This window comes from Aeromonas sp. 1HA1 (genome assembly GCF_029237385.1).
GTDB lineage: Bacteria > Pseudomonadota > Gammaproteobacteria > Enterobacterales > Aeromonadaceae > Aeromonas > Aeromonas popoffii.
Map to the genome: position 1 here is coordinate 51,116 of NZ_JAACGC010000020.1, position 10,001 is coordinate 61,116.

Sequence of the window (10,001 nt, forward strand, 5' to 3'; positions counted from 1 at the left end):
CCCTTGGCCGCCCGCCGTTAAACTGCAATAAACCTCTGTTATAACAATAACCTACACCCCATACACAACAACAAAGAGCACCGCGCATGAAAAAACTCTCTCTCTCCCTGATCGCCCTTGGCCTGGGGGTCGCCCTCGCATTGCCTGCCCTGGCTGCCGATGAAGGTAAAATCGTGATTGCCCACCGTGGCGCTTCCGGCTATCTGCCCGAGCATACTCTGGAGTCCAAGGCGCTGGCCTATGGCATGGGGGCCGACTATCTGGAGCAGGATCTGGTGATGACCAAGGATGACCAGCTGGTGGTGATGCACGATCACTTCCTCGATGGCATCACGGACGTGGCCGATCGCTTCCCCGGTCGGGTCCGTCCGGACGGGCGCTACTATGTGGTGGACTTCACCCTGGACGAGGTGCGCTCCCTGCGCATGACGGAGCCGTTCCAGCTGGTGGATGGCAAGCAGGTGCCCGTTTATCCGGCCCGCTTCCCGCTGTGGAAGTCCAGCTTCAAGATCCACACCTTCCAGGAAGAGATAGAGATGATCCAGGGGCTCAACAAGAGCACTGGCAAGCACATCGGCATCTACCCGGAGATCAAGGCCCCCTGGCTGTTTCGCCACGAAGGCAAAGATATCTCCAAGGCGGTGCTGAACGTACTCAAGGAGTACGGCTACACAGGGAAGGATGACAAGGTCTACCTGCAGAGCTTCGATGCCGACGAGCTCAAGCGCATCAACAGCGAGCTGATGCCGGCCATGGGCATGGACTTGAAACTGGTGCAGCTGATGGCCGAGACCGACTGGAACGAGACCATGGTCTATGATGCCAAGGGCAAGGCAACCCCTTATGACTATGACTGGATGTTCAAGCCGGGCGCCATGAAGACCATCGCCAGCTATGCCGAAGGGATAGGCCCCTGGAAGCCGATGATAGTCACAGAGCCGGGCATCCTGGGCAAACCTGTGTTTACCCATATGGTGAAAGAGGCCCATGCCGCCGGTCTCAAGGTGCATCCTTATACCTTCCGCCAGGATGAAGGCCAGATCCCGGCCTATGCCAAGGACTTCAGTGATCTGCTCAACATCTTCCTCTATCAGGCCGATGTGGACGGGGTGTTCAGCGACTTCCCGGACAAGGTGGTCGAAGCCATCAAGGCACACGGCAAACCATAACAGCAGAGCAAGACGGGAACGCAAGCGGGGCCAGGTGCCCCGCTTTTTTATAACATGGAGGCAAGCGCTGGGGTGGGATGGTGGTTGAGCAGCGCTGATAGTTGCATTGGGGTGTAACCATAAGTTTACGTTTTTTTGGCGATTAAGGACCTGTTATCCGCGACTTTCTGGCTGTTTAGGTCACCAAGCTGGTCGTTTATCCATCTATCAGGCAGTTTAACCGCTAGTTTCACTTGATTGTTTGTTTTTCCTTGGTAAGGTGAGGGCGGTTGCGTAACAAATCGCTGACTTGTGTAAACAAAAAAATACACTCAGTGCAATTGGCTTAAAAACTGTAGAGAGAATGAGATCATGCAAAGAGACCCCCTGAACAACATCCACATCCAGTCCGAACAAGTGATGATCACGCCTGCCCAGCTCAAGGAGAAGCTACCCATCTCCGACCAGGCGCTGGCATTCGTGCAAGGGGCCCGCACCACCATCGCCGACATCATCCACCGCCGTGATCACCGCCTGCTGGTGATCTGTGGTCCCTGCTCCATTCACGACATGGACGCCGCCAAAGAGTACGCAACCAGACTCAAAGCGCTGCATGACGCCTATCAGGACTCTCTCTACATTGTCATGAGGGTCTACTTTGAGAAGCCACGCACCACGGTCGGCTGGAAAGGCTTTATCAACGATCCGAATCTGGATGGCACCTTCGATGTGGAGCTGGGGCTGCACCGGGCCCGCGAGCTGCTCTGCTGGCTGGCGGAGCTGGAATTGCCACTGGCGACCGAGGCACTCGACCCCATCAGCCCGCAATACCTGGCGGAGCTCTTCTCCTGGTCAGCTATTGGCGCCCGTACCACCGAATCCCAGACTCACAGGGAGATGGCATCCGGCCTCTCCATGCCGGTGGGCTTCAAGAACGGCACCGACGGCAACCTGGGTACCGCCATCAATGCCTTGCAGGCGGCCTCCTCCCCTCACGCCTTTATGGGGATCAACCAGCAGGGTCAGGTCGCCTTGCTGCAGACCCAGGGCAACCCGGATGGTCACGTGATCCTGCGCGGCGGCAAACATCCCAACTATGACTCGGTCAATGTGTCGCTGGCAGAAGAGGCGCTGGAGAAAGCGGGCCTGCTGCCCGGTCTGGTGGTGGATTGCAGCCACGGCAACTCCAGCAAGGATCACCGTTTGCAGCCCAAGGTGGCCGACAACGTGATCCACCAGATCCAGGAGGGCAACCGCTCCATCATCGGGGTGATGCTCGAATCCCACCTGTTCGAGGGCAACCAGTCCAGCGAGCAGCCCAAGCAGCAGATGCGCTATGGGGTCTCCATCACCGATGCTTGCATCGACTGGGACACCACAGCGACCCTGCTGGCCCGCTGCCACAACCAGCTGGTTGAACCTCTCAAGGGCAGAACTGCACGGTAAGCCGTGGTATCTTGTCGTAACCTATTGAACAATCTGGGTATCACCGCATGTGGCATCACGCCGCTCACGCCGTGATACCTTGTTGCCTCTTGAATTTCAGGGCGCCGCTGCCCGCGGCGCCGGCAGGGACTGGATATGGCTGAAGAGTTGAATGCCCTCAGGGACAAAATCGATGTGGTGGACAGGCAGCTGATCGATCTGCTGGCCGCCCGTCTGGCCTTGGTGGGAGAAGTGGGTGAGGTAAAGAGCCGCCACGGCCTGCCCATCTATGCACCGGACAGGGAGGCAAGCATGCTGGCCCGCCGTCGAGCAGAGGCTGAGCAGCTGGGAGTGCCCGGCGATCTCATCGAGGATGTGCTGCGCCGGGTGATGCGCGAATCTTATATCCTCGAATCGGCCAGCGAAAAAGATAACCACTTCAAATGCATGAAGCCGGATCTTGGCAAGGTGGTCATCATCGGCGGCCAGGGCCAGCTGGGCCGGCTGTTCGGTCACATGTTCGGCCTCTCCGGCTACCGGGTCGAGACCCTCGAACAAGCAGATTGGCCAAGGGCTGACGCTATCCTGGCCGATGCGGGTCTGGTGATGGTGGCAGTGCCCATCGACATCACCTGCCAGATCATCGACCGACTCGGCAATTTGCCCGTCGATTGCTTGCTGGTGGATGTCACCAGCGTCAAGAGTGAGCCGCTTGCCCATATGTTGGCGGTACACCAAGGGCCCGTGCTGGGGCTGCACCCCATGTTCGGACCGGATGTGGCCAGCCTCGCCAAGCAGGTGATCGTGTGCTGTCAGGGCCGTAACGCGGCCGCCAGTCAGTGGTTGCTGGATCAGATGACCATCTGGGGCGCCCGCTTGCAGCAGGTGGAAGCCAACGCTCACGATGAGGCCATGACTCTCATTCAGGCGCTGCGCCACTTCGCCACCTTTGCCTACGGTTGGCACCTCTCGCAAGAGAGTGCCAATCTGGATCGCCTGCTGAGCCTGAGCTCCCCCATCTACCGGCTGGAGCTGGCCATGGTGGGGCGGCTGTTCGCTCAGGACCCGGAACTCTATGCCGACATCATATTGTCGTCACCGCAGAATCTGGCGATGATCCGCCGCTACTACCAGAACTTTGGCGAGGTGCTGGGGCTGCTGGAGCAGGGGGACAGGGCTGGCTTTATCGCTGCCTTCTCGCAGGTCTCCGGTTTCTTCGGCGAACACGCCGACCAGTTCCTGCGCGAGAGCCGCATGTTGCTGGCCCAGGCCAACGACCGCCGCCAGCACGGCTGATGCGATTGCACATAAGCATCATAGAGAAGGGGCCTATTCGGCCCCTTTTCTGTCTGTGTTATCCGCCCTGAGGTTATTCAGGCTGCGGCAGGCGCAGATCGGCGCCATCCCAACCGAGCGGCAGGGTCAGCAGTTGATCGATCAGCTCCCGGCGATCGGATTTCTCCAGATAGGCGAGGTAGAGCGGACGGCTCAGTGGCTGGCCTCCCTCCACCAGATGCAGCAGTCCCTGCTCCAGGAAGGGGCTCACCATCCGCCGTGGCAGATAGGCGGCACCGCCATTGGCCAGCACGAACTGCAGCGCCATGCTGGCGGAGCTCGAGTGCAGCACGGGTGTCTTTTGCAGGCTCTGCAAGCGGCTGGGTTGCGGCTCGAAGCTAGTGCCCCAGTCGAGGTGAATGTGGGGCATTTGCATCAGGCTGTCGGCGCTGGCGGCACCATCCCGGCTCACCAGCTCGAACACCAGCTCACCGATGGGGTGCAGGGCAATCTCGTCAATCTTGGTTGGCTCGGAGAGCAGGGCGAGATCGAGGGAGCGCTCCAGCAACTGGCGGCACAGGTGCTCGCGCGAGGCGGTTTCGAGCCGCACGGCGAGGCCGGGAGCCAGCGCATAGACGTGATTGAGCCAGTCGTTGAAATCGAGCTCCCAGAACACGGCGGGCGCGCCTATGGCGAGCTGTTGACTGAAACCGGGGGAGAGCGCTACGTCCTGCTTGGCCCGACCCAGGGTATGCAAGATAGCATCTGCATAGGGCAGCAGACGTTCACCGGACGCGGTCAGGCGGATATTGTTGCGATGACGGGCAAACAGGCTGACCCCGAGTTGCTGCTCGAGCTGGCGGATCCGAAAGCTCACCGCCGACTGGGTCAGGTAGAGATTCTCAGCAGCCCGGCCAAAGTGCCGGGTCTTGCTGACCTCGATAAAGGTCCGAAGCAGTTCGGTATCCATTAATCGATGGACTCGTCGCTGCCGCCGCCACTGCCATTGCCACCTTCAAATCCACCGCCACCGGTTTCCTCGTTGGCGCCACCCGCGACTGTGCACAGACGATGCACGCGCTTGGGACCTATCACCTTCAGATATTTGAACCACACCTTGGCATGGGGGTTGCTGCCGGCAGAGCCAGATTTGATTTGTTCGAGAAAGGCGCTTTCTATGTCATCGCGCGGCGTCAGGTTGCCCTGATAGAGCGCCAGCATGGCGGTGCCGTATTTTTCCAGACTGTCCGCTTCGGCCACAGTGAATTCGCCACTGCGACGCAGGCCACGGGGAAAATGTTTGAAGTCGTTGAAACGCTTGTCGGATTCGAAGCTCATAGTGCTCTTTTTCTGGTTAGTTTGACCTTTGCGGGCAAGTATCATCAGGCTGTCGCAGAGTGCAAAATCAATTTTTTCACTATATGGATAAATTTCTTTAATCGAAAGTGATTTATCCATGATCCAACGGGCATGCAGGGGAAGCAGAAGCAAAAAAGTGAGAAAAAAAGCGGAGTTATGTCAGGTTCTATAAAGGTTTGGCGGGTAGGTAGACGATTTTTTGGTTAAAAATAAAGCGCCATTTGGCGCTCTATTTTGCATCATTTATGAACCAACGTAGGAAATTTGGTCTCGATAGATGCTTACTCTATCATGGCTGGCTGGGCCAGGTTGTCGGCACGCCACAGACGGTAGCGCACTTCATACTCCTGCGGGACGTAGAGCACGAACGGCAGCTTGGAGTTGTAGTTCACGAAGAAGCCCTGACCATAGATCTGGACGAAGGTCTCTTTCTTCTGGGCATCCGGGCAGGCCATCAGGGTGCTGATGGGATCGGAAACCTTATCGAGCATCAGGTAGTTGTAGCCCCAGCCCTTGACGCTGTGCTGTTCCAGATTGCCGGCGAAGCGCGGCACATTGCAATCGACCATCATTTTCTTGCCGACCTGCAACTCGACCATCATGTCGGCTTCATTCTCGACTTCTGGCAGGCGGATGACGACACGTTCCTGGTTTACTTCGGCGGCCGGGAACATGCTGATATCAAATTTTTTCGGTTCGGCGGCGAAGGCATGGCCGCCCAGCAACAAGGCGCCCAGCAGGCTAAAACGCAATACGGTTTTCATCTGTACCTCATGGGGTTGGTTCAACGCCGCTAGACTAACCGCTCTGCCCGTTTCATGCTAGCGATCTGCGGTGCAAATCATGCTGGATCCGGCACAGGATGACGTGTTTTGGTTGTTTTCTGACAGGGTGCACACTCCTTGTGCGCCTCACCGGCCAGGGGCTGGGGTAGCCGGCACCGGGCCCTGTTTTTCAGCTGCATTCCCTGCCCACCCCTGTGCAATCAGCGTATCAAGAGGATCTGTTTGGCCGAGACGCCGGGTGCCCGCTTGCCTTGGGTATTCATAGTACTCGCGGTACTCGCGCCCGGCCTGACAGGCCTTGAGCAGAGGGGGAGCCCCCTCGTCCAAAGATACTGCTCCGCGCTACCGTGGGGTTGCTTTGCAGCAGGTGGGGCCGATTAGCGATGAGTGCGGAGCTGTTCTCTCTTTGGCTGTGCTGGCGCAGACGCAATAAAAAGCCCGCTGCGAGAGCGGGCTGTTCATGGTGGGTTGGCTTGGCCTCAGGGGGCGCGATAGAAGCGGTTCAGCTCATTCATCACCTGGATCATGACGCCCATGTCGGGGGTGTCGTGCTTGATGGGACGGTAGCTGTCGCGCTCCAGCAACTCGAAGTCACCCTGCTTGTTGAAGTGGGTGATGGTGTTGTCCTGATAGATGGCAAAGTCGCGCTGATCTCCCGCCAGCACCCAGTTGCGCGGGCTGGTGTCGAACAGGTTGCGGCCTATGCTGTAGTCCCGCGCCGGATTACGTACCCCCAGCATGTTTTGCATCAGGGTCGGCACCAGATCAACATGACTGCTAGCCTGGCTCAGCGGCAGGGTGTCATTGCCCGGCCAGGCCAGCACGAAGGGCACCTGCACCTGGTAAGGTGAGTAGTTGGTGCCATAGCCCCAGCTGTTGCTCTGGGTTTCGTTGAACTCCTGACCGTGGTTGGCGGTGATGACGACTATGGTCTGCTCATTGAGCCCCTGTTGTTGCAACTGGGTCAGCATTTGCTCCAGCAACTGATCGGTATAGAAGACGGTGTTCTTGTAGCGATTTTCCAGCTTTTGCAGGTTCTCGCTCTGATAGGCGGTGGCCGGATTGAACTTGGTCAGCTCGGGCTGGAAGGGTCCCTTGATGTTGGCTGGCAGCTGGTAATCACCCGGGCTTGACAGATAGACCAGCGAGAACCAGGGCCTGTCCGGTGAACGCTTGGCAAGCCACTGCTGCCAGTCGTCGATCAGCTGTCTGTCATCGGTCTGCTCTGAGACAAATACTTGCTTGCGCAGGCCCGAGAGTATGCTCTGGCGATACTTCTGGGCATCGTCCAGCGCGCCGAACAGACCAAATTGGTAGTCCTGGCGCAACATCTCGTCGAACAGTACCGGTGGCGTCTTGTCGTTGCGAATATCGTCGTAATAGTGGCCGGGCAGGCCATAGAAGAGGCTGAACATCCCCATCACATCATTGTTGCCGCCACTCATGTGGTTGGCAAAGTGGAGGTGCTGATCCGCATAGCGCTGCAGATTGGGCATGTTGATGTTGTTGAGCATGTCGGCCCGCAGCGAGTCTACCACCACGATCAACAGATTCTTGTGCTCGACGGGAGCATTGACGCTGAGCGGACGCAGCGGGTAGCGCAAGCGGCTCGCGCGGTCGCCATCCTGGGATTCGGCCTGCTTCTCGTACTGATCCAGATCCAGCCAGCCGTGTTTGGCCAGGAAACTCTTGGCGGTCATGGGGTAGGAGAGCGGGAAGTTGGCACGTTGCATCGTGATGGGCTGATACAGGGTGGCATCAGCCCAGCTGTTGACCACGTGGGTCAGAATGAAGCAGACCAGCAGGGCCAGCCCCACCTGATTGCCATACTGGCGGCGTTTGCGCTTGTTGATCTTGCGCCACACATAGGCCGACAGCAGCAGTTGCAGCAGAAAGATGGTCGGCACTGCCACGAAGATGATGCTCCAGATCGAGCCCTCCTCGGTTTGGGCCTGATCCAGCAGCAGCTGCCATACCTGACCGTTCAAGTGGAACTTGAACAGCTGGAACACCTGGGTGTCGATGAGCAGCAGCACCTGCGCCAGGGTGGCAATGATGGCCGAAATGAAGCGCAGCGCCTTCTCGTTGGGCAGCACGAAGGTCAGCGGGAACACTGTCAACAGGTAGGTGACAAAGCTCAGAAACGAGAAGTGGCCTATCCAGCTGATGATGAGATAGGTCACGCCGAGCGTGCTCGACGGCCAGCTGATCGCCCCCAGATAGCGGGTGGCAATCAGCATGGCCAGTATGATGTTGAAGAAGGAGAACCAATGCCCCCAAGTGATCAGGCGAGAGACATTATCACGATAGGGGTTGCCGGTTTCGACCATAGTGATCCATCTGCGTTGAGAAACGTCAAAAAAAAGCGGCGATTCAGTGTGCGTCGTGGCGATTGTCGACCGAGGAAGTCAGTGCCTGGACAAATTTTTCAGTGATCGCCTGGCGTTGTGCCGGGGCCATGCCGTTGATGATATTGGTGGTCACGTTACCCAGCACCATCAGGCTGAGGTCGACTGGCGCTTTGTGCTTTTCCAGTACTGTGATCAGGTCATTCATCAGGTCATCAAATTGCTGGTTTGTGTACTTTGATACGATGGGCATAATCTTGGGTTCATCTCGGTTCAAAGCGCCTTATAATACTTCACCCTTTCGGCTAACACTATGGCTTTGTGACATGAGTCTCGATATCGACAAGATCATTCTTCACTCCCTGCGCCAGGGCGGCGATGGTCAACCTCACGCCGACACCCGCAGCCAGACCCTGCCTGCCGATGAGGCGGTACAGGGGCTGATGGCGGAGCTGCATCGCATTTACAACGGCAAGGGTGGCAAGGGTTTTGGCTTCTTTGCCGACCCAGAAACTGCCGTGGCCGAGCTGGCGGAGGGCGAAACGGCCCCCAAGCAGCCTTCTCCCGCCTTTCGCATCGCCCTCGAGCAACTGCTCGGCGAGCAGAGCGAATTCGTTCCCTTTTCGGTCAACATGACCCATCTGTTGGTGAAAAACCTGGTGGAGCACGCCCTCGACGAGCAGGGGGTGCTGCTGTTTGCCAAATACAACTATGTCGGGGTCGATTACCTGATGCTTGCCCTGCTGGAAGGCAAGGAGAGCGTCACTGTCAGCGAGGCGCTGGACTTGCGCCATATTCATTATCTGGATATCGGCAAACTCAATCTGGTGGCTCGCATCGATCTGACCGAATGGAAAACCCAGCCAGACTCTCGCCGTTATATCACCTTCAGCAAGGGGCGGGTCGGCCGCAAACTGGGCGACTTCTTCATGGATCTGCTGGGTGCCCGTGAGGGGATGGATGCCAAGGTGCAAAATAAGGGGTTACTGCAGGCGGTGGACGATTATTGCGACAGCCGCCAGCTGGAGCAGGCCGAGCGCAATGACTACAAGAAGCAGGTCTTCAAATATTGCACCGAGCAGGCCAGCGCCGGAGAGGAGATCGAAATCAAGGAGCTCTCTGCAGAATTGCCGGGCGATGGCGACCTCGATTTTTACAGCTTCATCGGTCAGGAGTATGAGCTGGAAGATCGCTTCCCCGCTGATCGTTCCACTCTGCGCGGCCTGACCAAGTTCGTCGGGTCCGGTGGTGGTCTGACCCTGAGCTTCGAGCAGAAGTTGCTGAACAGCCGGGTGTTTTACGATCCCCAGACAGATACCCTGACCATTCGTGGTGTGCCGCCAAACCTCAAGGATCAGCTGCTGCGCCAGTCGTAATGTGATCCGCTTACCATTTTTGGCAAAAAGACACCGCACTTTGCTTAATGCCGATCAGTTAAGGATCCATTGACCGATCCTTCTGATGTGTGAAAATCCGAAACCTGTTGATTGGTTTCGGATTTTTTATGCGTATCGCTCAAGCTCTCGACTTCCTCCACGCCAGCAAGGCCGCCCAGTTTGAGTCACTCTCCGACCTCATTCCCAACGAGCTCATCACCACTCTGCTCGGCGAAGAGGGCGTTGCTACCCTGCGCCGTCGCCGTATGCCCATGGAGCGACTGG

General features: G+C 57.7%; 10 protein-coding genes. 5 read left to right on the plus strand and 5 right to left on the minus strand.

Annotated features, from left to right (window positions below):
- Positions 1-86 precede the first annotated feature (86 nt).
- The 3 genes from glpQ (at position 87) to tyrA (ending at position 3,869) form a co-directional block, all read left to right on the plus strand.
- On the plus strand, positions 87-1,169 hold the full coding sequence (gene glpQ / locus GWQ22_RS08850; RefSeq protein ID WP_275930073.1) for a glycerophosphodiester phosphodiesterase: 1,083 nt from the start codon (positions 87-89) through the stop codon (positions 1,167-1,169).
- Positions 1,170-1,520: 351 nt separating this feature from the next.
- A complete protein-coding gene (locus tag GWQ22_RS08855) occupies positions 1,521-2,594 on the plus strand; it encodes a 3-deoxy-7-phosphoheptulonate synthase (protein ID WP_042034522.1) in 1,074 nt (357 codons plus the stop codon).
- A 135-nt stretch (positions 2,595-2,729) separates the two neighbouring features.
- Positions 2,730-3,869: a bifunctional chorismate mutase/prephenate dehydrogenase gene (gene tyrA / locus GWQ22_RS08860; RefSeq protein WP_275930074.1), complete on the plus strand. Its 1,140-nt coding sequence runs from the start codon at positions 2,730-2,732 to the stop codon at positions 3,867-3,869.
- A 73-nt stretch (positions 3,870-3,942) separates the two neighbouring features.
- Here the strand turns inward: tyrA and hdfR are convergent, their stop codons facing one another.
- The 5 genes from hdfR to GWQ22_RS08885 form a co-directional block, all read right to left on the minus strand.
- On the minus strand, positions 3,943-4,818 hold the full coding sequence (gene hdfR, locus GWQ22_RS08865) for an HTH-type transcriptional regulator HdfR (RefSeq protein ID WP_042034520.1): 876 nt from the start codon (positions 4,816-4,818) through the stop codon (positions 3,943-3,945).
- Complete coding sequence (locus GWQ22_RS08870) at positions 4,818-5,186, minus strand: DUF413 domain-containing protein (RefSeq protein WP_042034519.1); 369 nt, start codon at positions 5,184-5,186, stop codon at positions 4,818-4,820. The genes hdfR and GWQ22_RS08870 overlap by 1 nt, the downstream gene beginning before the upstream one ends.
- 302 nt (positions 5,187-5,488) lie before the next feature.
- The gene (eco, locus tag GWQ22_RS08875; RefSeq protein ID WP_042034517.1) at positions 5,489-5,971 is read right to left on the minus strand and encodes a serine protease inhibitor ecotin; all 483 of its coding nucleotides are present in this window, start codon (positions 5,969-5,971) and stop codon (positions 5,489-5,491) included.
- 500 nt (positions 5,972-6,471) lie between these two features.
- A complete protein-coding gene (locus GWQ22_RS08880; protein ID WP_108537542.1) occupies positions 6,472-8,322 on the minus strand; it encodes a DUF3413 domain-containing protein in 1,851 nt (616 codons plus the stop codon).
- Between the two features lie 43 nt (positions 8,323-8,365).
- Positions 8,366-8,593: a YejL family protein gene (locus GWQ22_RS08885; protein WP_042034515.1), complete on the minus strand. Its 228-nt coding sequence runs from the start codon at positions 8,591-8,593 to the stop codon at positions 8,366-8,368.
- A gap of 73 nt (positions 8,594-8,666) precedes the next feature.
- Between GWQ22_RS08885 and yejK the strand changes: the two genes are divergently transcribed.
- The gene (gene yejK, locus GWQ22_RS08890) at positions 8,667-9,716 is read left to right on the plus strand and encodes a nucleoid-associated protein YejK (RefSeq protein WP_275930075.1); all 1,050 of its coding nucleotides are present in this window, start codon (positions 8,667-8,669) and stop codon (positions 9,714-9,716) included.
- A gap of 128 nt (positions 9,717-9,844) precedes the next feature.
- Positions 9,845-10,001: transposase domain-containing protein (locus GWQ22_RS08895; protein WP_275930077.1), on the plus strand; the 157-nt coding region annotated here is incomplete at its 3' end.